24 protein-coding genes are annotated in these 22,476 nt (G+C 64.1%); 10 read left to right on the top strand and 14 right to left on the bottom strand.

Annotation, left to right across the window (positions count from 1 at the left end; all coding sequences use genetic code 11):
- Window positions 1-66 precede the first annotated feature (66 nt).
- Window positions 67-843, bottom strand: a complete 777-nt coding sequence (locus tag MUU55_RS14025) for a helix-turn-helix domain-containing protein (protein ID WP_244761353.1) — start codon at window positions 841-843, stop codon at window positions 67-69.
- A gap of 126 nt (window positions 844-969) precedes the next feature.
- Between MUU55_RS14025 and MUU55_RS14020 the strand changes: the two genes are divergently transcribed.
- The 4 genes from MUU55_RS14020 to MUU55_RS14005 all read left to right on the top strand — a co-directional run bounded on the left by MUU55_RS14020 (window position 970) and on the right by MUU55_RS14005 (window position 4,359).
- Window positions 970-1,380 (top strand): hypothetical protein, encoded by a 411-nt coding sequence (locus MUU55_RS14020; protein ID WP_244761352.1) that lies wholly within the window; start codon window positions 970-972, stop codon window positions 1,378-1,380.
- A gap of 141 nt (window positions 1,381-1,521) precedes the next feature.
- Entirely contained in the window at window positions 1,522-2,547 is a 1,026-nt protein-coding gene (locus tag MUU55_RS14015) for a histone deacetylase family protein (protein WP_244761351.1), read from the top strand.
- 163 nt (window positions 2,548-2,710) lie between these two features.
- Window positions 2,711-3,619, top strand: a complete 909-nt coding sequence (locus MUU55_RS14010; protein ID WP_244761350.1) for an EamA family transporter — start codon at window positions 2,711-2,713, stop codon at window positions 3,617-3,619.
- Window positions 3,620-3,693: 74 nt separating this feature from the next.
- Window positions 3,694-4,359, top strand: a complete 666-nt coding sequence (locus MUU55_RS14005) for a YiaD family glycine zipper/OmpA-like lipoprotein (protein ID WP_244761349.1) — start codon at window positions 3,694-3,696, stop codon at window positions 4,357-4,359.
- A gap of 255 nt (window positions 4,360-4,614) precedes the next feature.
- Here the strand turns inward: MUU55_RS14005 and MUU55_RS14000 are convergent, their stop codons facing one another.
- A complete protein-coding gene (locus MUU55_RS14000; protein WP_244761564.1) occupies window positions 4,615-5,394 on the bottom strand; it encodes a C40 family peptidase in 780 nt (259 codons plus the stop codon).
- A 164-nt stretch (window positions 5,395-5,558) separates the two neighbouring features.
- Between MUU55_RS14000 and mbfA the strand changes: the two genes are divergently transcribed.
- Window positions 5,559-6,542 (top strand): iron exporter MbfA, encoded by a 984-nt coding sequence (gene mbfA / locus MUU55_RS13995; protein WP_244761348.1) that lies wholly within the window; start codon window positions 5,559-5,561, stop codon window positions 6,540-6,542.
- Window positions 6,543-6,933: 391 nt separating this feature from the next.
- Here mbfA and pheT read toward each other — a convergent pair whose 3' ends face one another.
- From pheT to infC, 6 genes are all read right to left on the bottom strand, one after another.
- Window positions 6,934-9,360, bottom strand: coding sequence for a phenylalanine--tRNA ligase subunit beta (gene pheT / locus MUU55_RS13990; protein ID WP_244761347.1), 2,427 nt, complete (start codon window positions 9,358-9,360; stop codon window positions 6,934-6,936).
- A gap of 24 nt (window positions 9,361-9,384) precedes the next feature.
- A complete protein-coding gene (gene pheS, locus MUU55_RS13985) occupies window positions 9,385-10,470 on the bottom strand; it encodes a phenylalanine--tRNA ligase subunit alpha (protein WP_244761346.1) in 1,086 nt (361 codons plus the stop codon).
- Window positions 10,463-11,329 (bottom strand): lipopolysaccharide kinase InaA family protein, encoded by an 867-nt coding sequence (locus tag MUU55_RS13980; protein ID WP_244761345.1) that lies wholly within the window; start codon window positions 11,327-11,329, stop codon window positions 10,463-10,465. Before MUU55_RS13980 ends, pheS begins: the two co-directional genes overlap by 8 nt.
- Window positions 11,330-11,416: 87 nt before the next feature.
- Entirely contained in the window at window positions 11,417-11,821 is a 405-nt protein-coding gene (rplT, locus tag MUU55_RS13975) for a 50S ribosomal protein L20 (RefSeq protein WP_119257270.1), read from the bottom strand.
- 38 nt (window positions 11,822-11,859) lie between these two features.
- Entirely contained in the window at window positions 11,860-12,063 is a 204-nt protein-coding gene (gene rpmI / locus MUU55_RS13970) for a 50S ribosomal protein L35 (RefSeq protein WP_029620731.1), read from the bottom strand.
- Between the two features lie 224 nt (window positions 12,064-12,287).
- Window positions 12,288-12,824: a translation initiation factor IF-3 gene (infC, locus tag MUU55_RS13965; RefSeq protein WP_244761563.1), complete on the bottom strand. Its 537-nt coding sequence runs from the start codon at window positions 12,822-12,824 to the stop codon at window positions 12,288-12,290.
- Window positions 12,825-13,060: 236 nt separating this feature from the next.
- Between infC and MUU55_RS13960 the strand changes: the two genes are divergently transcribed.
- Together MUU55_RS13960 and MUU55_RS13955 are read left to right on the top strand one after the other, a co-directional pair.
- A complete protein-coding gene (locus tag MUU55_RS13960) occupies window positions 13,061-13,876 on the top strand; it encodes an alpha/beta hydrolase (RefSeq protein ID WP_244761344.1) in 816 nt (271 codons plus the stop codon).
- Between the two features lie 267 nt (window positions 13,877-14,143).
- Window positions 14,144-14,752 carry a transglutaminase-like cysteine peptidase gene (locus tag MUU55_RS13955; protein ID WP_425314181.1) on the top strand — a complete coding sequence of 203 codons (609 nt, stop codon included), beginning with the start codon at window positions 14,144-14,146 and terminating at the stop codon, window positions 14,750-14,752.
- 226 nt (window positions 14,753-14,978) lie between these two features.
- Here MUU55_RS13955 and MUU55_RS13950 read toward each other — a convergent pair whose 3' ends face one another.
- Window positions 14,979-15,977, bottom strand: a complete 999-nt coding sequence (locus MUU55_RS13950; protein WP_244761342.1) for an aldo/keto reductase — start codon at window positions 15,975-15,977, stop codon at window positions 14,979-14,981.
- A gap of 149 nt (window positions 15,978-16,126) precedes the next feature.
- On the opposite strand from MUU55_RS13950, the gene MUU55_RS13945 reads away from it, so the two are divergent.
- Window positions 16,127-17,017, top strand: coding sequence for a LysR family transcriptional regulator (locus MUU55_RS13945; protein WP_244761341.1), 891 nt, complete (start codon window positions 16,127-16,129; stop codon window positions 17,015-17,017).
- Here the strand turns inward: MUU55_RS13945 and MUU55_RS13940 are convergent.
- Together MUU55_RS13940 and MUU55_RS13935 are read right to left on the bottom strand one after the other, a co-directional pair.
- Entirely contained in the window at window positions 17,014-17,457 is a 444-nt protein-coding gene (locus tag MUU55_RS13940; protein ID WP_244761340.1) for a GNAT family N-acetyltransferase, read from the bottom strand. The two genes, MUU55_RS13945 and MUU55_RS13940, sit on opposite strands and share 4 nt — an antisense overlap.
- Window position 17,458: 1 nt before the next feature.
- On the bottom strand, window positions 17,459-18,409 hold the full coding sequence (locus tag MUU55_RS13935; RefSeq protein ID WP_244761339.1) for an aldo/keto reductase: 951 nt from the start codon (window positions 18,407-18,409) through the stop codon (window positions 17,459-17,461).
- A gap of 155 nt (window positions 18,410-18,564) precedes the next feature.
- Between MUU55_RS13935 and MUU55_RS13930 the strand changes: the two genes are divergently transcribed.
- Entirely contained in the window at window positions 18,565-19,551 is a 987-nt protein-coding gene (locus MUU55_RS13930) for a Gfo/Idh/MocA family protein (RefSeq protein WP_244761338.1), read from the top strand.
- A 78-nt stretch (window positions 19,552-19,629) separates the two neighbouring features.
- Here the strand turns inward: MUU55_RS13930 and MUU55_RS13925 are convergent, their stop codons facing one another.
- From MUU55_RS13925 to MUU55_RS13915, 3 genes are read right to left on the bottom strand one after another with little or no spacing between them, the layout of a single operon-like run.
- Entirely contained in the window at window positions 19,630-19,974 is a 345-nt protein-coding gene (locus tag MUU55_RS13925) for an ArsC family reductase (protein WP_244761337.1), read from the bottom strand.
- Window positions 19,975-20,021: 47 nt separating this feature from the next.
- A complete protein-coding gene (locus tag MUU55_RS13920) occupies window positions 20,022-20,642 on the bottom strand; it encodes a YitT family protein (RefSeq protein ID WP_244761336.1) in 621 nt (206 codons plus the stop codon).
- Between the two features lie 8 nt (window positions 20,643-20,650).
- Window positions 20,651-21,820 (bottom strand): amino acid aminotransferase, encoded by a 1,170-nt coding sequence (locus MUU55_RS13915; protein WP_244761335.1) that lies wholly within the window; start codon window positions 21,818-21,820, stop codon window positions 20,651-20,653.
- Between the two features lie 149 nt (window positions 21,821-21,969).
- Between MUU55_RS13915 and MUU55_RS13910 the strand changes: the two genes are divergently transcribed.
- The gene (locus tag MUU55_RS13910) at window positions 21,970-22,449 is read left to right on the top strand and encodes an Lrp/AsnC family transcriptional regulator (protein WP_244761334.1); all 480 of its coding nucleotides are present in this window, start codon (window positions 21,970-21,972) and stop codon (window positions 22,447-22,449) included.
- The last annotated feature ends 27 nt before the right edge of the window (window positions 22,450-22,476 follow it).

The following is a 22,476-nucleotide window of genomic DNA, read 5'->3' as shown; positions in this document are numbered from 1 at the left end:
AGTGTAGTGCGTTTGGCGCGGCAGGACAGGGTGGAGCGGCCGGCATCCCCAGCGCTGTTGCGGACGTCATATGCCCTCGAAATGCGCACGCGTCTCGGCATCGGCCGGGAAGAAGCTCTCGATCAGCACGCCCTGCACGAGCGCATCTTGCGTCGAGCCGAAGGAGGTGAGCGTGGTGATCCAGTTGAAACGCTTCGTGCCGATCTTCATCTCGATGGGCAGGATCGGCAGGCGGTCGCCCTCCGGGAAGGTTTCGATTGCTGTCTTGATGTCGTCCTGCGCGGCGAGCCGCTCGATGCGCTTGAGCAGCGGGCTGCGTGGTCCCTGCAGCCAGGCTTCCGCGCGGATGCGGTGCACGAGATCGGCGGCCGATTGCGCCCAGTTGACGACGATGGTGCGTAGCGGTGTGGGGCCAAGATAGGCATCGAGGAAATTGTCGCCGGGGGAGACGGCAATGCCCGCCATGCCGGCAAGGCCGAGAAAGGCCTGGTTGGCGGTGAGCACATTGTATTCATGATCGAAGACCACGCCTGGATAGGGATCATGCCGGCCGAGAATGAGGCCGATCGCCTCGGCGACAGCGGGTGGCACGGAGGCGAGGCTTCTGGCCGGCGCCGTGCCGAAGCGCGGGCGAAAGCCGGCGGCGGAAAACAGCAGGCCCTGATCGCGCGCGGGAATGTCGAGCACGGCGGAAAGGCGGAGAATCATGCCTTCCGAAGGACGTGAGCGGCCGGTTTCGAGGAAGGAGAGGTGGCGCGAGGAAATGCCGGCCTCGTTTGCCAGTTCCAGCTGGCTCATGCGCCGGTGGCTGCGCCATTCCTTCAGGTGTTCGCCGAATTCCATCTTAGCCTCCCTTGATTGCCCGCGCACTCAACACGAGACGGGGCATGATTTCCATTACCTCTGACGTAATTGGTTTGCCGCACGGCGGCCGGCAGGATGGCTTCATCGAAACGAAAGGAGCCCACCATGTTCGCCACCCTCAACCGCAATCTCCTGAAGTCCATCATGCTCTTCGACGGCGTCTTCTCACTCGCCACCGCCGGCCTGCTCTTTGCCTTTTCCGGCCCGATCAGCGGCCTCGTCGGTCCGCTCGCCACGCCCGACGTCCTCCGGGCCTTCGCCGTCTTCTTCGTCTTCTGGGGTGGTTTTCACCTCGCCGTCGGCCGGCAGGAGCAGCCGTCACCCGCCGCTGTGCGCTTCGTCATGATCGGCGATGCGCTCTGGGTGCTCGGCAGCGTCGCCGTGCTCGTTCTCGGTCACGGCAGCCTGACGGCGGTCGGCATGGGCCTCATTGCTGTCGCCACCGTCGCGGTCGCCGATATCCTGCTGATCAAGCAGATCGGCCTCGGCCGCCAGCGCAAGGCCCTGCTCGCCTGACGCATCCTTGGCCCCGCAATCCGCTCCTGCCATCGGCCGGGGCGGATTTGCATTTTGGGCGAAAACCTACCCCGCGGGAGAGATTTCCCTTGCCGGAAAAATGCACTACCGTCCCGGCCATTAAAACAATGGGGACTTTTCATGCGCGTTATCTTTTCCGAGGACCACAAGCTCAGGAACGCTCGCAGCGAGCTTTACGGCGGCGAGCTCGTGCCGCCGTTCGAGGCACCGTTCCGGGCCGAATGGATTCTGGCCGCGGTGAAGGATGCCGGCTTTACCGACATTGCGGCACCCGAGCGCCACGGCCTCGAAACCGCGCACAAGGTGCATGACGCCGGCTACCTCTCCTTCCTCCAGACCGCCTGGGACCAGTGGAAAGCCGCCGGTTATAACGGCGAGGCGATCGCCACGTCCTTCCCGGTGCGGCGCACTTCGCCGCGCATCCCGACCCAGATCGACGGTCTGCTCGGCTACTATTGCAACGCCTCGGAAACGGCGATCTCGCCCGGCACCTGGGAGGCGGCGCTCTCCTCCATGCAGACGGCGCTGACGGCGGCCGATATCGTCGTCGGCGGCGCAAAGTCCGCCTTCGCGCTCTGCCGCCCACCGGGCCACCATGCCGGCATCGACAGTTTCGGCGGCTATTGCTTCATCAACAACGCGGCCGTCGCCGCACAGCGCTTCCTCGACAAGGGTGCCAAGAAGGTCGCGATCCTCGACGTCGATTTCCACCACGGCAACGGCACGCAGGATATTTTCTACGAACGCGACGACGTCTATTTCGCTTCGCTGCACGGCGATCCGGCCGAGGCCTTCCCGCATTTCCTGGGTTATGCCGAGGAGACCGGCAAGGGTGCGGGTGCCGGCACCACGCAGAACTATCCGATGCCGCCGGGCACGCCCTATTCCGTCTGGGAGGCGGCTCTGAAGGATTCGCTGAAGCGCATCGAAGCTTTCGGCGCGGAGGTGATCGTGCTCTCGCTCGGCGTCGATACGTTCGAGCAGGATCCAATCTCCTTCTTCAAGCTGACCTCGCCGGATTACATCACGATGGGCAAGGCGGTCGCCGCGAGCGGCGTGCCGGTGCTCGTCTGCATGGAAGGCGGCTACGGCGTGCCGCAGATCGGCCTCAACGTCGCCAACACGCTGCGAGGCATTGCAGGCTGACATCCAAAGCAATTCCAGCAAAAGTGTGCTGCGGTTTTGCGTCCGGAATTGCGCAAGAGGAGATGCGCTTGCATCAAATTTCCTGAAGCAAGGCGTCACGATTATCCATTTGTGTGATGGCAGACCCTCCTCTAGGACTGGGTGCCCTAGGGGAGGAGTTCTTATGGCAGATCAACAGGCGGCGGCCGGCGGCGGCGGCCTCTCGGGCTCGGGCAATGCGGGGCTCTTCACGGGCATCCTGCTGTGCTTCGGCTCCATGTCGAGCATCCAGTTCGGTTCGGCCTTTTCGGCGACGGCGATCCATGCCTTCGGCCCGTCGACCACGACTTTCCTGCGCCTCGTCATGGCTGCCGTCATCCTCGCGCTGATCGTGCGCCCGCCCATGCGCTCCTACAGCCGCGAACAGTGGAAGAGTGCCGCCCTGCTCGGCGCCACCATGGCGGTGATGACGCTGTGTTTCTTCGCGGCGATCGCCCGCATTCCACTTGGCCTTGCCGTCGCCATCGAATTCCTCGGGCCGCTGGCGGTTGCTACCTGGTCGCTCGGCAAGGGCTGGCGGCTGGTCTGGCCGGTTGCGGCGTTCATCGGTGTCGTGCTCCTGTCGCATGACGGCGCGGGCTGGGTCGGCGATCCCGTGGGCATGCTGTTTGCCGTCGGCGCGGGCATCGGCTGGGGCACCTATATCATCCTCATGAAGAAGACCGGGGCGGTGTTCAAAGGCCTTGAAGGTCTCTCGATGTCGCTCCTCTTCGCCGCCATCGCCGCCGCGCCTTTCGGGCTGCCGAACGTCGGCGAGGCCATGAACCCGGAAGGGCTGGGCATGATGCTCGGCCTTGCCATTCTCGTGCCGCTCTTTCCCTATGCGCTGGAGATGATCGCACTGCGCCGCATGCCGATGTCGGCCTTCGGCATCCTGATGAGCCTCGAACCGGCGCTCGGGGCGCTGGCCGGTTTCCTGGTGCTCAGCCAGCCGATGACCCCCTTGCAGATGTTGGGCACGGCGCTCGTCGTGGCGGCCAGCGCAGGCGTCACCTCCAGCGGAAACGGCAACGGCGAGGCCAAATCGGCCTGAAATGCGCCCCCTTTCATGTTCCTGCCGCAATCGCTAGGTTGAAGCAGAATCATCGACGTTTCCGGGGACACTCCATGTTGAAGAAAGTTGCGCTCGTCGCGCTCGCAGCGACCTACCTTTCCGCCTGCACGACGACGGATCCCTATACGGGCGAACGAAAGGTTTCCAACACTGCCGGTGGCGCCGCCATCGGCGCCGGCGTCGGCGCGGTCGCAGGCCTTCTCATCGGCAACAATCCGGTGCAGCGCCGCAACGCGGCCCTGATCGGTGCGGGTATCGGCGCGCTCGCCGGCGGCACCATCGGCAACTACATGGACAACCAGGAAGCCGAGCTGCGTGCACAGCTGCAGGGCACCGGCGTCTCGGTGACGCGTGTCGGCGACCGCATCGTTCTCAATATGCCCTCCAACGTGACCTTCGCGACGGATCAGGATCAGGTGAACTCCGCCTTCTATCCGACGCTCGATTCGGTCGCGGTCGTGCTGCGCAAGTTCGACAGGACGCTGATCGACGTCGACGGGCACACCGATTCGGTCGGCAATGCCGGCTACAACATGGACCTCTCCAACCGCCGTGCGAACTCGGTCGCCAACCATCTTGCCTCGCGCGGCATCGATCCGCGCCGCATGTCGGCCATGGGCTATGGCATGGACCGGCCGATCGCCTCCAACGCGACGGAAGCCGGCCGCGCGCAGAACCGCCGCGTGGAGATCTCGATCTCGCCGCTCAGGCAGAGCTGATAGCGGCCGCGTTCATTGCCGGATTGTGGAAGGGCCGTTTTACGGCCCTTTTGCTTTTGGGGATGATGTCTGGTCGTGCCGTGCGGGTGGATCCTCGGGTCAAGCCCGAGGATGACAGAGAGGAGGAAACGGCCTGCTCCACAAACGGGTTGTGGTGTCCGCCATACCTCTCCGTCGTCATCCTCGGCTTGTCCCGAGGATCCACGCCACGAGCGCGGCCTGTGCGCAAGGCAATGGCCCGGCAAACCGCCGCCTTTACGGCCCTTCCCGATTTGGCGCCCATTCCAGCCGTTTGTAGTCGAAACCGTATTCCAGCGTCGGTTTGACGATCTCGAAATAGGGCGAGAGGTCGAAGTCGCGCGGGGTGTAGAGCGAGTGGTGGCGGATGTGCAGGATCTCTTCACGCGAATAGGTCGAGGTGGCCGCGGCGTGGCCGGGCGCGCGCGTCACGTCGGGCAGGATCGGATAGCGGATGCGCTCGAAGGCTTCGGCGATCAGCGTCGAGCAGATCGCCCGCGTCGGATCACCGGAGCCGAAGGCGATCATGCGGCGGCGCCAGCGCACCGGAATCGGCGGCGTCGGCAGGAAATAGCGCAGCATGTCGGTGATGTTCTTCAGGTCGTACTTCATGCCAAGGCGCGAGACCATGAAGGAGACCAACATGTCGCGATCGTCGGGTGTCAGACCGACCGGGCGGCAGATACGGGTGTTGTAGGTGCGGTATTTGGTGAGCGGCACGGCCACGCACCCCTCGCCGAGATTGACCTCGATGAGCTGCGGCCGCTCGGTCGCGCGCAACGCCGCCTGTTCCAGCGTCAGCGGCACCTGGTCGCCGACGAAGAGCGCGGCATGCGACCAGGTCGATTGCGTCAGATACTTGATCGCCGCCGAAACCTTCTGGTTGCCCTCGACGAGCAGGATATCGCCAGGACGCAGCGTGCGCGCCAGCGTTTCCGGGTCGGAGGGCGTATAGGGCTCGTAGCCGGAGGTCTGGCTTTGCAGCCGATCGGCGAGTGTTCGGCCGAGACGGTCCATCAGCGTGTCGCGGCTTGTGGAAAGCGGCCTCAGTGCGGCGGTCACGTCTCTTCCCTTGCAGTCTTGTCGGTTTCCACTCTAGCCCTACGAGCGACATCCTGTCGAGGTTGACCAAACGCCACCGCATCCTATATTTAGAATAATTCTAAACTGGATATTCGACGATGTTTTCCCGCCTTCGCCGCCCCGGCAAACGCAGCCTCGAATCGCTGAGCGAACAGGAAATCCTGGCGCTCGCCATCTCCTCGGAAGAGGACGACGGGCGCATCTACCTCGCCTATGCGGATGCGTTGCGTGACGCCTATCCGCATTCCGCCCGCGTTTTCGAAGAGATGGCGGCGGAGGAGAGCCACCACCGCCAGATGCTGATCGACCGGCACATTGCGCGCTTCGGCGATCGCATTCCGCTGGTGCGGCGCGAATTCGTGCGGGATTTTCCGGAGCGCAAGCCGGACTGGCTGATCGGCAACATGCCGCTCGAAAACATTCGCGCGCAGGCGGAGGCCATGGAGGAGGCGGCGCACCGTTTCTATCTGACGGCGGCGGCGCGCACGCAGGATGCGGCGACGCGCAAGCTGCTCGGCGATCTGGCGCTGGCGGAGAAATCCCATGAATCGCTCGCGCGGCGTCTCGGCGAAGAGCACACGCCCGTGGATGTGAAAGAGGAGGAGGACCAGACGGCGCGGCAGCAATTCGTGCTGACCTATGTGCAGCCCGGCCTTGCCGGCCTGATGGACGGCTCGGTCTCGACGCTGGCGCCGATCTTCGCTGCCGCCTTCGCCACGCAGGATACCTGGCAGACCTTCCTCGTCGGCCTGTCGGCCTCGGTCGGCGCGGGCATTTCCATGGGCTTTACGGAAGCCGCGCATGACGACGGCAAACTGTCCGGGCGTGGCTCGCCGGTCAAGCGGGGCCTCGCCTCCGGCATCATGACGGCGCTCGGCGGCCTTGGCCACGCACTGCCCTATCTCATTCCGAATTTCATGCTGGCGACCAGCATCGCGGTCTTCGTCGTGTTCGTGGAGCTGTGGGCGATCGCCTTCATCCAGAACCGCTATATGGAGACGCCGTTCTGGCGCGCGGCGATGCAGGTGGTGCTGGGCGGCAGTCTCGTGCTGGCGGCGGGCGTGCTGATCGGCAATGCCTGAGGGAAGGGCTCAGCGTCCGGTGGGGCGGTTCATGTCGCGCACGACCCAGCGGAAAAAGAGATAAAGACCCGCGCCCATGGCGATGACGGGCAAAAGATTGGCAAAGAATTCCATTTCGACCTCATTGTCCTCCCGATGCAGGAGTTAAGGTCTTGCTAACCAATCCGCAAGCGCCGGGCGGGTGACGCAGCGTTCACGAATTGCGATATCCGCTCACGAAATCTTTGGAGCGCGTCGGCCGTCCTCCTCGTCATCCTCGCCCTGAGCCGAGGATACACCACTCACGACGTGCCGGCGGATGGATGCTCGGGTCAAGCCCGAACATGACGGAGAGGGAGAGAGGGCTTTGCCCAATAGAAAACGGGGCGTTGCCGCCCCGTTTTGGTCTCGATCAGGCGCGCAGCGTGCCGCCGGTCGTCTTCACGACATTGCCGACGATCTTGCCGGTCAGCGCCTCGAAATCCTCGTCGGTCAGCGTCTTGTCGGTCGGCTGGATGACGACCTCGATGGCGATGGATTTCTTGCCTTCGCCGACCGATGCGCCCTCGAAGACGTCGAAGACGTTGACGGCGGAGATCAGCTTGCGGTCCGCGCCCGTCGCGGCGCGCACGATGGCGCCGGCTTCCACCGTCTTGTCGACAACGAAGGCGAAGTCGCGTTTCACGGCCTGCAGCGAGGAGAGATCGAGCGCCGGCTTGGTGCGTGTCGCCTTCTTCTTCGGATCGGGCATGGCATCGACGAAGATCTCGAAGCCGGCGAGCGCGCCGGAGACATCGAGCGCACCGAGCGCCTTCGGATGGAACTCGCCGAAGTAACCGAGAACGATCTTCGGACCCATCTTGATCGTGCCGGAGCGGCCGGGATGATACCAGGCCGGCGCGCCGGGCTCGATCTGGACATTGCCCATCGGCAGGCCGCAGGCCTCGATTACGGCCAGCGCATCGGCCTTGGCATCGTAGACGTCGACCGGCTTGCCGCCGCCCTTGGCGGCGTTCGACCAGAGGCGGCCCGATCCGGCAAGCGTTGCCGTGCCGCGACGCACGCCACCGGCCACGCGGCGCTGGCCCTCGGGCCTGTCGTTCTCATAGGTGCCGGAGACTTCGAACAGCGCGACGTCGCCATAGCCCTTGTCGGCATTGCGCTGGGCGGCTGCGAGCAGGCCCGGCAGCAGCGAGGGACGCATGTCGGACATGTCGGCCGCGATCGGGTTCGACAGCGCGAGCGACGGCGCGCCGCCGCCGAAGAGCTCGGCATGGGCCTTCGGGATGAAGGACCAGGTGACGGCTTCCAGCATGCCGCGCGCGGCGAGTGCTCGCTTGGCAAGACGCGAGCGGATCTGCAGCGTCGTCAGGATGCGGCCATTGACCGATCCGTGGCTTTCGAGCGGCGCCGGGCGAATATTGTCGACGCCGTGGATGCGCATGACTTCCTCGACGAGATCGGCCTTGCCATCCACATCGGGACGCCAGGAGGGAACGGCGACGGAAACGCGTTCGCCCGAGCCCGTCACGGTGAAGCCGAGGCGGGTCAGGATATCGACGCTCTCTTGCGAGGTGACGTCGAGGCCGGTCAGACGCTTCACTTCGGCGAAGGGGAAATCGACGATCTTGGCGTCATAACCCTTGTAGCCGACGACGTCGGTTTTGGCCGGCGTGCCGCCGCAGAGTTCGAGCACCAGTTTGGTGGCGCGCTCGAGGCCGGTAACCATGTATTCCGGGTCGACGCCGCGCTCGAAGCGGTAACGGGCGTCGGTGATGATGCCGTGCGCGCGGCCGGTCTTGGCGATGTTCATCGGGTCCCAGAGGGCCGATTCGATCAGCACGTCGACGGTGTTTTCGTCGCAGCCGGAATGCTCGCCGCCCATGATGCCGCCGATCGATTCGACGCCGTTGTCATCGGAGATGACGACGTTGGCCGGGTTCAGCGTGTATTCGCGCGTATCGAGCGCCAGCACCTTTTCGCCCTCGGCCGCGCGACGCACGACGAGGTCGCCCTTCACCTTGGCCGCGTCGAAGACGTGCAGCGGACGGCCCTGGTCGAAGGTCATGTAGTTGGTGATGTCGACGAGCGCATTGATCGGGCGAAGGCCGATGGCGATGAGCCGCTGCTGCATCCAGCGCGGGCTCGGGCCGTTCTTCACACCGCGCACGAGGCGGAGTGCAAAGCCGGGGCAGAGATGATCGTCGCCGCCAAGCTCCAGCTTGACCTTGACCGGGGTCTCGCCCTCGACCTTGAAGGACGGGGCCTTCGGGGTCTTGAGCGTGCCGAGGCCGGAGGCCGCGAGATCGCGGGCAATGCCGAAAATGCTCGTGCAGTCCGGGCGGTTCGGCGTCAGGTTGATCTCAATGACAGGATCATCGAGGCCGGCATAGGAAGCGTAGCTCGTACCGACGGGCGCATCGGCGGAAAGCTCGATGATGCCGTCATGGTTGTCGGAGATTTCCAGTTCCTTCTCCGAGCACATCATGCCGCGGCTTTCGACGCCGCGGATCGTGCCGATGGCGAGCGTCACGTCGATGCCGGGCACATAGGTGCCGGGGGCCGCAAAGGCGCCGATAAGGCCGGCGCGGGCATTCGGCGCGCCGCAGACGACCTGGATAGGGTCGCCCTTGCCGGTATCGACCATCAGGACACGCAGCTTGTCGGCATTCGGGTGCTGTTCGGCCGAGACGACCTTGGCGATGACGAAGGGCTTGAAGGCAGCCTTGTCGTCGACGTCTTCCACTTCAAGGCCGATCGCCGTCAGCTTCGCGCAGATCTCGTCGAGCGAGGCGTCGGTGTCGAGGTGGTCCTTCAGCCAGGAGAGCGTGAATTTCATGGATATTTTCTCCTTGGATGCCGGTTATGCGCTGAGGCCGCCGAACAGGGTCGGCATGTCGAGCGGGCGGAAGCCGTAGTGGCTCAGCCAGCGGACGTCGGCGTTGAAGAAGTCGCGCAGATCAGGCATGCCGTATTTCAGCATGGCGATGCGGTCGAGGCCCATGCCCCAGGCAAAACCCTGGTATTCGTCGGGATCGAGACCGCCGGCGCGCAGGACGTTCGGGTGGACCATGCCGCAGCCGAGGATTTCCATCCAGTCGGTGCCTTCGCCGAACTTGACGATCGGGCCGGACGAGCGGTCGCACTGGATGTCGACCTCGAAGGACGGCTCGGTGAAGGGGAAGAAGGACGGGCGGAAGCGCATGGTGACGCTGTCGACCTCGAAGAAGGCCTTGCAGAACTCCTCCAGCACCCAGCGCATGTTGGCGACATTCGCCTTCTTGTCGACCACGAGGCCTTCGACCTGGTGGAACATGGGCGAATGGGTGGCGTCACTGTCCTGGCGATAGGTCTTGCCGGGAATGATGATGCGGATCGGCGGCTTCTGCGCTTCCATCGTGCGGATCTGCACGGGCGAGGTGTGCGTGCGCAGCACCTTGCGGTCGCCGTTCTCGTCCGCCGGGAAGAAGAACGTGTCGTGCATCTCGCGGGCCGGGTGGCCCTCGGGGAAGTTCAGCGCCGTGAAGTTATAGTAGTCGGTCTCGACATCGGGGCCTTCGGCGATGGAAAAGCCCATATCGGCGAAGATCGCGGTGATCTCGTCGACGATCTGGCTGATCGGATGGATGCGGCCGCGCTCGGCCGGCGAAGAGCGGACCGGCAGGCTGACATCGACCGTCTCGGCCTTGAGGCGGGCATCGATGGCGGCGTCGCGCAGCGCGGTCTTGCGCTCGGTGATGGCGTCCGTCACGCGTGTCTTCAGCGCGTTGATCGCGGCACCCCGCGTCTGGCGCTCTTCCGGCGACATGGTGCCGAGCGTCTTCAGGAGGTCCGAGACGGAGCCCTTCTTGCCGAGCGCGGACACGCGCACGGCTTCGATCGCTGCCTCGTCGGAGGCTGCGGCAACGTCGGAGAGGAGCTGCTTTTCCAGTGTGTCGAGTTCAGTCATCTTTACCTGCTTTGCTTGCGTCGGCCGGGCGGGGAGCGTTCAGGAGAACGTCGGATAGGTAGCCAGTTGCGGCGAGGAAGCGCCGGAGATCACTACCCATGTGCACGCGCCCGATCAATCGGGTTGGCGACAAAAACTTGCCGAGGAACCGGAGCATCTTTGCCAGTTCCCCGTCTATCCCGGCTGGTGCGACCGAATGCCAGGCGGCAAACGCCCGGTCGTTCGTCTCGCGGCCCATCAGCGCACGGTCGGCGAGCTGCAGGAAGAGCAGCCAGAGGTCGCGCGCCTGCGCGGTGGCGAGCGGCATGGCCGCCTCCGGTTCCTCCTCGAAATCCATGAAGCCGATAGCCTCGCCCGCGATGAAGAAATCGCGCGGATGCGGTCGGCCATGGCAAAGCCCTTTGGCATGCAGGGCGCCGAGATGGGCGGCGCAGGCGACCAGCAGGTCGTCATGGCCGGCAGGATCGCTCGTGGCCAGCGTCTTGAGGCGGGATGTCACGGTGGGGGCGACATCGGAGAGCACAAGCGCGCTGCCGGAGGAATAAAGCACGTTCGGCACCGGCACGCCGGCCTTTGCAAAGGTCTCGATGCGGCGGATTTCCCGCGCGATCATGCCGTTGCTGTCGAGATACGGGGAGGGGCGCAGGAAGGGCTGGCCGAACAATCCCGCCAACGCCGTCTGCGCCTTCGTCCAGACCGGCGGGCGCTCCGTGCCGTATCGTTTGATCCAGACGGCGCCGAAGGAGAGATCCACGCGCTCGACCCGGTTGGTCTCGCGCGTCAGCGCGGCAAGCAGCGTCTCGATGTCCCCGTCGGTCATCCGGGGGATCGTCTCAAGCGCGATGAGCCTGCCGTCCATGGCCACAGTCCTGGTTGAAAGGAAAAACCCGCACCGGTTCCCCGGCGCGGGTTTCACAACGAAGCGAAGATTTGTTGTGAGCGCCGGTTAGTTGACGGCGGTCTCAAACTCGTTCTTCGTGCCGGCGTCCTTGAGGTATTCCAGAGCCTTCTTGGCGGCTGCGACGAGCGCGCCGAAAGCTGCGGTCTCGTGGATCGCCATGTCCGACAGAACCTTGCGGTCAACTTCGATGCCAGCCTTGTTCAGGCCGTCAATGAAGCGGCCGTAGGTCAGACCGTGCTCGCGGACGGCAGCGTTGATGCGCTGGATCCAGAGAGCGCGGAAGTTGCGCTTGTTGACCTTGCGGTCGCGGTAGGCAAACTGCTTGGAACGGTCAACCGCTGCCTTAGCGGCGCGGATGGTGTTCTTGCGGCGGCCGTAGAAACCCTTGGCTGCCTTCAGTGTCTTCTTGTGCTTGGCGTGGGACGTTACGCCGCGTTTTACACGTGCCATGTCATGATCTCCTTAACGTTTCAAAAGCGCGATTAGTCTCAGAGACCGTTCGGCAGGTAGTTCTTGATGACCTTCTTGCCATCGGGCTCGGCCAGCACCATGGTGCCGCGCGCGTCGCGAATGAACTTGTTGGAACGCTTGATCATGCCGTGGCGCTTGCCGGCGGCGGCAGCGACGACCTTGCCGGTCGCGGTGATCTTGAACCGCTTCTTGGCAGACGACTTCGTCTTCATCTTGGGCATTTTGCTACTCCATTCTTCTTGAATTCGAGAGACACTGACGACGGTGCCCCTCCAGCGTAAAGAACGGCCACGGCATGCCCTGCCGGACCGTTCGGACGGCGGCTTGTAACCGAAGTCCTTTTAAAGCGCAACCGGATTCCGTGAAGAGGCCGGATTTGCGGGTGAAAATGGAAAAGCCGCCCCGAAAGGCGGCTTGATCCGTCTGGTCCCGAGGACCGGAGGGCTCACCGCGGGGCGAGCACCATCATCATCTGGCGTCCCTCAAGCTTCGGCTCGGCTTCGACCTTGGCGATGGCCACCGTGTCTTCCTTGACCTGCAGCAGAAGCTTCATGCCGAGTTCCTGGTGGGCCATTTCGCGGCCGCGGAACTTCAGCGTCACCTTCACCTTGTCGCCGTCTTCGAAGAAGCGGTTCATCGCCTTCATCTTCACGTCGTAATCGTGCGTGTCGATGTTCGGGCGCATCTTGATTTCTTTGATCTCGACGATCTTCTGCTTCTTGCGCGCTTCGGCCGCCTTCTTCTGGTTGGCGTATTTCAGCTTGCCGAGGTCGAGAATCTTGCAGACGGGCGGCTCGGAGTTCGGCGAAATCTCCACGAGATCGAGGCCGGCTTCTTCCGCCATGCGGAGCGCCTGATCGGTGGGAACGGTGCCGTGGTTGGTGCCTTCGGCATCGATGAGCTGCACGCGGGGAATACGGATTTCCCGGTTGGAACGCGGGCCGTCTTTGACGGGGGCTTCCGCTTTGAAGGGTCTGCGAATGGTCGTGTTCTCCTCGAACTGTTTCGAACGGTATGAATCTGTGCGGCGACCGGGCCGTTTTGCCGGATGGACGGCGTTTTCGGCAATGTGTTGATCGCGCTTGTGAAGTCAATAGCACGCGGCGCGGAAAAAATCACCACCTGTCCTTGCACGCGCGAATCTGGTCTAGGTCGGGGCCGAAGACTGGCAAAAAGGCGCTTTTGCATAGGTCGGCGCACGGACAGGAGATAGGAACGATGGCGGCAAACGACAACGGTGCGGGGGCGGATTTCATCACGGTCGGTACGGGCGAGGCGGCCCGGCAGATCGCCGTGACAGTCCAGCCGGAAGCGAGCGGCAACATGCTCGCCCATCTCGTCTGGCTTGGCGGCTACCGCTCTGACATGAGCGGCACCAAGGCGGTGGAACTTGCCGCCCTGGCCGAACGGATCGGCACGGCCTGCATCCGGTTCGACTATTCCGGCCACGGCGTTTCGGGCGGGGCCTTCATCGACGGCACGATCTCGCGCTGGCTGGAAGAAACGCTTGCCGTCATCGACCATGCCAGAAAGACGCTCGGCACGCGTCGCGTCGTGCTTGTCGGTTCCTCCATGGGCGGCTGGATCGCGCTGCGCGCCGTCGCCGAGCTTGTGAAGCGCAAGGATATCGCGATTGCCGGCCTCGTGCTGATCGCACCGGCGCCGGATTTCACCTCGGAGCTGATCGAACCGAACCTGACGGAGGCCGAGCGCATCGCCCTTGCCGAACGCGGCCAGTTCGAGGAGCCGACGCCCTACGGTCCTGATCCGAACATCTATACATTGAAGCTGATCGAGGACGGGCGGGAAAATCGCGTGCTGACCGGGGTCATCGAAACCGGCTGCCCGGTGCATATCCTGCAGGGCATGGCCGACCCCGATGTGCCCTATGCCCATGCGGTGCGGCTGATGGAGCATCTGTCCGGCGACGACGTGGTGCTGACCATGATCCGCGACGGTGACCACCGCCTGTCGCGGCCGCAGGATATCGCCAAGATTATCGAGGCTGCTGAGGGTCTGGCCCGTCTCCCCTAGGCCGCTCGACATTCAGGCCATGCCGGCCTGCAAATGGCACTTTTCCGCACTTCCGGTGCTCACGTACTTGAGTACGCTGCTCTCCGGGTTGCGAAAAACCACCATTTTCGGCACGGCCTGACCTGAATGTCGAGCGGTCGTAGCGGGAAGCGTGGCGCGCCGATCACATCTTAACCATATTCCGGCATCGCCAATTCTGATGATTGACGAAACACCCCCTGCACCGTTAACTCTTTGTTAACGATTAGGGGACGTTACATGGCACGAATGATTGGTGCGAAGGCTGGGGCGGCGGCGTTTTTTGCTCTGCTCATTTCTTCTTCCTCGGCTTTCACGGCGCCCGCGTCCGCCCTGTCCATGAAGACAGGCAGCGTGACCTCCCAGCCGATCGGCCATTACGAATTCTGCCAGACCAACAAATCCGAATGCCAAGCCGGCGTGCGCAACCAGGCGCCCGCCAAGGTCACGGAATTCGGCTGGTCGGTCGTTCGCCAGATCAATGCCAGCGTCAATCGCGACATCACGCCGATGACGGACAAGGAACTGCACGGCCGCGACGAATACTGGTCCTATCCCGATGGCGCCGGCGACTGCGAGGACTTCGTTCTTCTGAAGCGCAAGAAGCTGATGGAAAAGGGCTTTGCCGTCGGTGACCTGCTGATCACCGTCGTGCGCAAGCCGGACGGTGAAGGCCATGCCGTGTTGACGCTGCGCACCACCGAGGGCGATTTCGTTCTCGACAACCTCAACAACGAGGTGAAGCTCTGGACGACGACGCCCTACCGCTTCCTGAAGCGCCAGGCCTCGTTCCATGCCGGCCGCTGGGTCTCCATCGAAAACGGCGATGCCGTCATGGTGTCGTCGGTCGGCCAGTAAACATTTTTCCGGCGGGGGGCTGCCGAAAGGCCGCGGAGCGATCCGCGGCCTTTTTTGTTTCAGGTGTCGGTATTTCTGGGCACGTTCTCTCCGTCGTCATCCTCGGGCTTGACCCGAGGATCCATCCACACGCGTTGAGTTTGCCGCGTGGATCCTCGGGTCAAGCCCGAGGATGACGGAAGAGAGCGTGTGCTTCCGGCTGTTCACGCCTGGCCGACAGATGTTCCTACCGGTTGGCCATCGCCGCCTGCTTTTGCGAGTAGCGCTGCCCTGAGACCTTGGCCGGCGAGAGCAGATCGCCGAGGCGGGCGGCTTCTTCCGGTGTCAGCGTGACGTCAGCGGCGGCGGCGTTCTGCTCGAGATGCGGCACCTTGCTGGCGCCGGGGATCGGCACGATGAAATCGCCCTGCGTGAGAACCCAGGCGAGCGCGAGCTGCGCCGGGGCCACGCCCTTTTCCGCCGCAATCTCTTCGAGTGCGGTCACCAGCGCCAGATTGGCATCGAAATTCTCAGCCTCGAAGCGCGGCAGGGAGCGGCGGAAATCATCGGCCGAGAGGCCGTCGAGCTTCTTCAAGGCGCCGGTCAGCACGCCGCGGCCGAGCGGGCTGAAGGGCACGAAGCCGATTCCGAGGGCGCGGCAGGTTTCCAGCACGCCGTTCTCCTCCACATCGCGGGTCCACAGCGAATATTCGCTCTGCACGGCGGCGATCGGATGCACCTCATGCGCACGGCGGATGGTCTCGGCGCCGGCCTCCGACAGGCCGAGCGCCTTCACCTTGCCCTCGCGCACCAGATCGGCCATCGCGCCGACCGTTTCCTCGATCGGCACGGCCGGATCGACGCGGTGCTGATAGTAGAGATCGATGACATCGGTGCCGAGCCGCTTCAGCGAGGCCTCGGCGACGGCCTTGACGTTTTCCGGGCGGCTGTCGGTGCCAGTCATCATCTGGGCGGCCGGCTTGGTGGCATCGATGCGGAAGCCGAACTTGGTGGCGATGACCACTTTGTCGCGCACCGGCTTCAGCGCCTTGCCGACGAGGATTTCGTTCTTGTAGGGGCCGTAGACCTCTGCCGTGTCGAACAGCGTGATGCCGAGATCCACGGCGCGGTGCAGCGTGTTGATCGCCGCCGTCTCGTCGTCGGCGGGGCCATAGGCATGGCTCATGCCCATGCAGCCAAGGCCGAGGGCGGAAACGTCGAGCGTGCCGAGATGTCTGTGTTTCATGACGGGTTCCTTCTGAGTGGGACCAATGCGAGAGGTCCGCGGGCCGGGCGGCGAAGCGGTCGCCGTCATCCGGTAGGTTCAATCTAGGGCGCGGCGCTTCCGCTGAAAATGGATGCAAAAGCCAATGGCTTGTTCTATCTGTTCGAACAATGAACCGGACCCAGCTTTCCCAGCTCGCCGTATTGGCCATCGTCGCCGAGGCGCGCAGTTTCCGCAAGGCCGCGACCGCGCTCGGCATCGCGCCCTCTGCCGTCAGCCATGCCGTCACCGCGCTGGAGGCGAGCCTCGGCGTGCGGTTGATCGCCCGCACCACCCGAAGCGTCGCGCCGACGGAAGAGGGGCGTCAACTGCTCGACACGCTGGCGCCGGCGCTGGCCGATATCGACGCCGCCATGGAGGCGCTGGCCGAACGGCAAACCCGGCCGGCCGGGCCGTTGCGCATCACCATGCCGCTGATCGCGGCGGAAGACATCGTCATGCCGCGCCTCGGCGCTTTCCTTTTGGAATACCCCGAGATCGAGCTAGAACTGCGCACCGACGATCGTTTCGAAGACATTGTCGAGAAGGGTTTTGATGCGGGGCTGCGGCTCGGCGAGCATCTGGAGGCGGATATGATCGCTGTCAGGGCGAGCGGCCCGTGGCGCGGTCTCGTCGTCGGCGCGCCAGCCTATTTCGAGAAATACCCGAAGCCGCTTCAGCCGCGCGACCTCATGCAGCATCGCTGCATCCGCCGCCGCTTTTCCAGCGGCCGCATCTATCGCTGGGAGCTGGAGAAGGACGGGCGGCTGGTGACGGTGGATGTGTCGGGCCCGCTGATCGTCTCCGACCAGCGGCTGATGCGCGCCGCCGCGATGGATGGTGCGGGCCTCGCCTATGTCTTCGACCAGCGTGTGGCCGAGGACATCGCCGCCGGCCGGCTGGTGGCGGTGCTGGAGGACTGGTGCCCCGCCTTTGACGGTTTCTCGATCTACTACCCCTCGCGCCGCCAGATGCGCCCGGCCTTGCGCGCCTTCGTCGATTTCTTCCGCTACCGGAGTTAGGTTTTCAATCGGTAGCGGATGTGTTCGTCGGTCTCGATATAGCTGTCATAGAGCTTTCGGGCGCGCGCATTGTCCTGCGCGGTATGCCAGTAGATGCCGCTCCAGCCGTGGCGCTTTGAAATCGCGATGAGGTCGTCGATCAGCGCCCGGCCGGCACCCTTGCCGCGCACGGTGTCATCGACGAAGAGGTCTTCAAGATAACCTTCCGGCGCGATGCTCCAGGTCGAGTCGTGATAATGGTGGATGGCAAAGCCGATCACCGCGCCGTCCGCCTCGGCAAGGCGCATTGCCATGCGGGAGCCGGGGTCGAGGATGCGTGCCCAGGTAAAGGCCGTCACCTCCTCGGGTACCTCGGTCTTGTAGAAGGCGAGGTAACCAGCCCAGAGTTTGCGCCAGGCCGTTTCGTCGCTTTCGAGCGGATCGCGGATGATCAGGGCCATGTCAGGCTCCCGCCGCGTCGAGGGCGGCAATCTGGTCCGGGGTGAGCGACAGGACTGCCGCCTTCATCAGGCTAGCGAGCTGGGGGAGGCTGGTGGCGCTGGCGATCGGCGCGGTGACGGCGGGTTTCACCATCAGCCAGGCGAGCGAAATTTCGGCCGGTGTGGCCCCCGTCTCCGCCGCCACTTGGTCGAGCGCCCCAAGGATGCGCAGGCCCCGCTCATCGAGATAGCGCGCCACATCCTCGCCGCGCGCCCGTCCCTCGGTATCGGCCGCCGTGCGGTATTTGCCGGTCAGGAAGCCGGAGGCAAGGCTGAAATAGGTGATGACGCCCAAATCTTCCTTGCGGCAGAGGTCGGCCAGCGCGCCCTCGAAGCCGGCGCGGTCGTAGAGATTGTATTCCGGCTGAAGCGCGGCATAGCGCGGCAGGCTCGCCGCGTCGGCGGCGTCGAAGGAGGCCTTCAGCTGGTCGGCATCGAGGTTGGAGGCGCCGAAGGCGCGCACCTTGCCCGCCTTGACGAGACCGGCATGGGCTTCCAGCGTTTCTTCATAGGGCGTTTCGGGATCCGGCCAGTGCGAGAGGTAGAGGTCGATATGATCCGTCTGGAGCCGGCGCAGCGAGTTCTCGACTTCTTCGATGATCCATGACTTGCGCAGGTCACGCCGGCCTTGGCCCATGTCGGAACCGACCTTGGTGACGATGACCACCTTGTCGCGCGACAGGCCCGAGCGCTTCAGCCATTTGCCGATGACAGTCTCGGATTCGCCGCCTTGGTTGCCCGGCGCCCAGCTGGAATAGACGTCGGCGGTGTCGATGGCGTTGAAGCCGGCGCCGGTGAAGGTGTCCAGAAGCGCAAAGGAGGTCTTCTCGTCGGCCGTCCAGCCGAAGACATTGCCGCCGAAGACGAGGGGCGCAATCGAAAGGCCGGTCCGGCCGAGGGAACGAAACTGCATGGCTTCCTCCAAGGGATACGTGCTGAAATGGTGGGCCAGCATAGGCCGGGCGGATCGGCTTTGCACCCGTCGCGGCCGGGATTTTTTGCACGCCTGCGCGCTTGCGAGGAACGTACCTCGGCATTAGTCTTCCGGCGCAATCAGGGAGATATGTCATGCTGCGTTTCGGAATTCTGTCGACGGCCAAGATCGGCCGCGATCTCGTCGTGCCGGCCATCCAGGATGCGGAAAACTGCGTCGTCACGGCCATTGCCAGCCGCGACCTCGCCAAGGCCCGCGCCATGGCCGACCGGTTTTCCGTGCCGCATGCCTTCGGTTCCTATGAGGAGATGCTGGCGTCAGATACGATCGATGCCGTCTATATCCCGCTGCCGACCTCGCAGCATGTGGAATGGACGATCAAGGCGGCGGATGCCGGCAAGCATGTGCTGTGCGAAAAGCCGATTGCGCTGAATGCCGGCGAGATCGATGCGCTGATTGCGGCGCGCGACCGCAACAAGGTGCTGATCTCGGAAGCCTTCATGGTCACCTACAGCCCCGTCTGGCGCAAGGTGCGCTCGCTGCTCGCCGAGGGCGCGATCGGCAAGCTGCGCCATGTGCAGGGCGTCTTCACCTACTACAACCGCGACCCCGGCAACATGCGCAATGTGCCGGCGCTCGGCGGCGGCGGCCTGCCGGATATCGGTGTCTATCCGACGATCACCACGCGTTTCGTCACCGGCAAGGAAGCGATCCGCGTGCAGGCGAGCACGGACCGCGATCCGGACTTCGGCACGGACATCTATTCGAGCGTGCGCGCCGATTTCGGCGATTTCGAACTGTCCTTCTACATCTCCACCCAGCTCGCCCATCGCCAGGTCATGGTGTTCCACGGCGACAAGGGTTTCATCGAGGTGAAGTCGCCCTTCAACGCCGACCGCTACGGTGCCGAGGAAATCGAGCTGACCAATGCCTCGCACAGCGAGAGCCAGCACTTCCGCTTCCAGGATGCGCGCCAGTACAAGCGCGAGGCCGAAGCCTTCACCAAGGCGGCACTCGGCGAGAACGAGGAGATCGTGCCGCTGGAAAGCTCGGTCGAGAACCAGAAGCTCATCGATGCCATCTACCGCGCCAGCGAGAAGGATGGCTGGGAGCCGGTCTGAGACCGGCTCTTTAGAGTCTTTGTTGTCGTTTGCCTTTTCGGGAAAATCGGTTCCCACTTTTCCCTGGCAAACTCTCGCTCAAAACAGCGTTTCGTAGATATCCGGCTTGAAGCCGGCCGTGAGCGCCCCGTCGCGATCGAGCATGGGGCGCTTGATCATCGAGGGCTGGGCGAGCATCAAAGCAATCGCCTTTTTCGCGTCGAGGTCCTGCTTGTCTTCATCCGGCAGGGCGCGGAAGGTGGTGCCGGCACGGTTGAGCACCGTTTCCCAGCCGAGCGCGTCGACGAAGCGCTTCAGGCTCTTCTCGTCGATGCCTTCGGCCTTGTAGTCGTGGAAGCTGTAGGCGATGCCCTTGGTGTCGAGCCAAGTGCGCGCCTTCTTCATCGTGTCGCAGTTCTTGATGCCGTAGATCGTGACGGTCACGCGTCTCTCCTTCAATATCGTGCCGCCTTCATAAGCCGGCAAAACGGTCACGTCACCCCGAGATAGCGGCCGGGGCGGTGATTGATGGCGAGCGTCATGTTGACGACGACGGCGCCGAGCACGGAGAGCGCAAGCCGATCGAGCGGGATGACGAAAAACGCGGCGGCGAGGATGGCGAGATCGACCGCCATCTGGACATAACCGACGCGCAGGCCGAACCGGTCTTGCAGGTAGATCGCCAGCACATTGATGCCGCCAAGGCCAGTGCGGTGGCGGAAGAGGATGAGCAGGCCGGTGCCCGACAGCGCCCCACCCATGACCGCTGCATAGATCGGGTCGAGATGCGAGAAGTTTATAAGCTCCGAGGTTAGCCGGCTAAAGATGGAAACCAGCGTTACAGCCGCGAAGGTCCGCAGGGTGAAGGCCCAGCCGAGTTTTTTGACGGCAAGAATGTAGAACGGCAGGTTGACGGCGAAGAACAGCCACCAGAAGCCAATGCCGCTTGCATATTGCAGGAGGAGTGCCAAGCCTGCCGTACTGCCGGCGAGCAGCACCGCCTTGGTATAGATGACCACGCCCAGCGCCACGAACATCGTGCCGATGACGATGGCAATAAGATCCTCATAGGCGGAGTGGCGCTCCGCCTGGCTGGCAGGTTCGACGGACATGGTTTTTCTCAGAGGCTCAGGAACTTGGCGATGACGTCATCGACCTCGGCCGTCTTGAGACCGGCAATGTTGATGCGGCCCGACGTCGGCATGTAGATGGCGTGCTCGGCGCGCAGCTTCAGCACCTGCGCCTCTTCCAGCGGCAAAAGCGAGAACATGCCCTCCTGCTCGCGGATCGACGTCAGCACCTGCCAGCGGCCGGAGAGGCCGGCGGCAAGCCGCTCGCGGATCGCGGTGACGCGCAGGCGCATCGCCTCGATCTCGGCCATCCAGTCGGCCTTCAGCGCGGCATCACCGAGGATCATGCTGACGATGGCCGCGCCATGGTCCGGCGGCATGGAATAGCTGGTGCGGGCTAGCGCGGCCAGATTGGTGCGAACCGACAACGCCGTCTCGGCATTGCTGCAGGCGGCGTAGATGGCGCCGGTGCGCTCGCGGTAGAGGCCGAAGGATTTCGAGCAGGAGACGGCGACCAGCGCTTCGGGCACGGCCGTCAGCAGAGTGCGGAGACCCGCGGCATCCTCATCGAGGCCGCGGCCATAACCCTGATAGGCGATATCGACGAGCGGCAGCAGGCCCTTCTCGGCGATGAGCGCGGAGACGGCGCGCCACTGGTCGTCCGTAAGGTTTGCGCCGGTCGGGTTGTGGCAGCTCGCATGCAGCAGCACGGCGTCGCCGGGGGCAGCACCGCCAAGTGCTTCCATCATGCGGTCGAACTGCACGCTCTGCGCGGGGACATCGAAGAACGGGTAGGTGACGACCTCAAGCCCGGCGGATTTGAAGATGCTGGCATGGTTCGGCCAGCTCGGCAGGCCGAGCCAGATGCCCTTGGTGCCCATGCGCGCCAGAAGGTCGGCGGCAAGGCGCAGCGCGCCGGAGCCGCCCGGCGTCTGCAGGCCGGCGGTGGCGCGGCCGCGGCCGGCGTCGCCCGTCGTCAGTTCCCAGAGGCGGTCGAGGAACAGGGGATCGCCTTCCGGGCCGACATAGGCCTTGGTCGGCTGCGTCTCGACAAGGCGCTTTTCGGCTTCCTTCACCGCGCGGAAGATCGGCGTGGCGCCCGTTTCGTCACGATAGACGCCGACGCCGAGATCCACCTTGCCGGCACGCTCATCGGCCCGGAAAAGGCCGATCAGGGCAAGCAACGGGTCATCGGGCTGGCGGGTAAGGGCGTCGAACATGGCCGGGGTCCTGTCTGAATTGATGTGCACGTGGTGTAAGTCAAAACACCCGCAAAATCGACCATGATATTGCGGGGAAAACGCAAGAAGCTTTTGTCTTCTTGCGCTTACTCGCTAGATTGATGCAGATTTTTGCGGGAGCGGACGATATGGATAAAAAGACGGGCGACGAGGTTGCCCTGGACCAGACCGACCGGCGCATCATTCGCCTGCTCGTGGAGGATGCGGGGCTCTCCAACAACCAGCTGGCGGAGAAGGTCGGCCTGTCGCCCGCGCCGCTGTCGCGGCGTCTCGCGCGGCTGGAGGCGAGCGGCGTCATCCGCCACACTGTCATCGTCGATCCACGCGCCGCCGGCATCGGCTTCCAGGCCTTTCTCGAGGTGACCTTGGAGCGCACGGCGCCGAAGGTCGGCGAGCGCTTCATCGATCTGGTGCGGCGCATGCCAGAGGTCGTCGAATGCCATACGGTGGCCGGCGATTTCGATTTCCTGCTGAAGATCGCCGTGAAGGACGTGGCGGATTACCGGCGGCTGCTGTGGAGCGAATTCGAACGCATCGGCGAAATCAAGACGCTGCGCTCGACCATCCTGCTCGACAGCCCGAAGATGCAGGTCAGCCCGCTGCCCTGACGGCGTTTTCCGGAACCTTCTTGCGGC

The sequence above is a fragment of the Shinella curvata genome, assembly GCF_022899935.1.
Classification (GTDB): Bacteria; Pseudomonadota; Alphaproteobacteria; order Rhizobiales; family Rhizobiaceae; genus Shinella; species Shinella curvata.
Note: the sequence above shows the minus strand (reverse complement) of the source record. Positions and strands in the feature narration are given on the sequence as shown.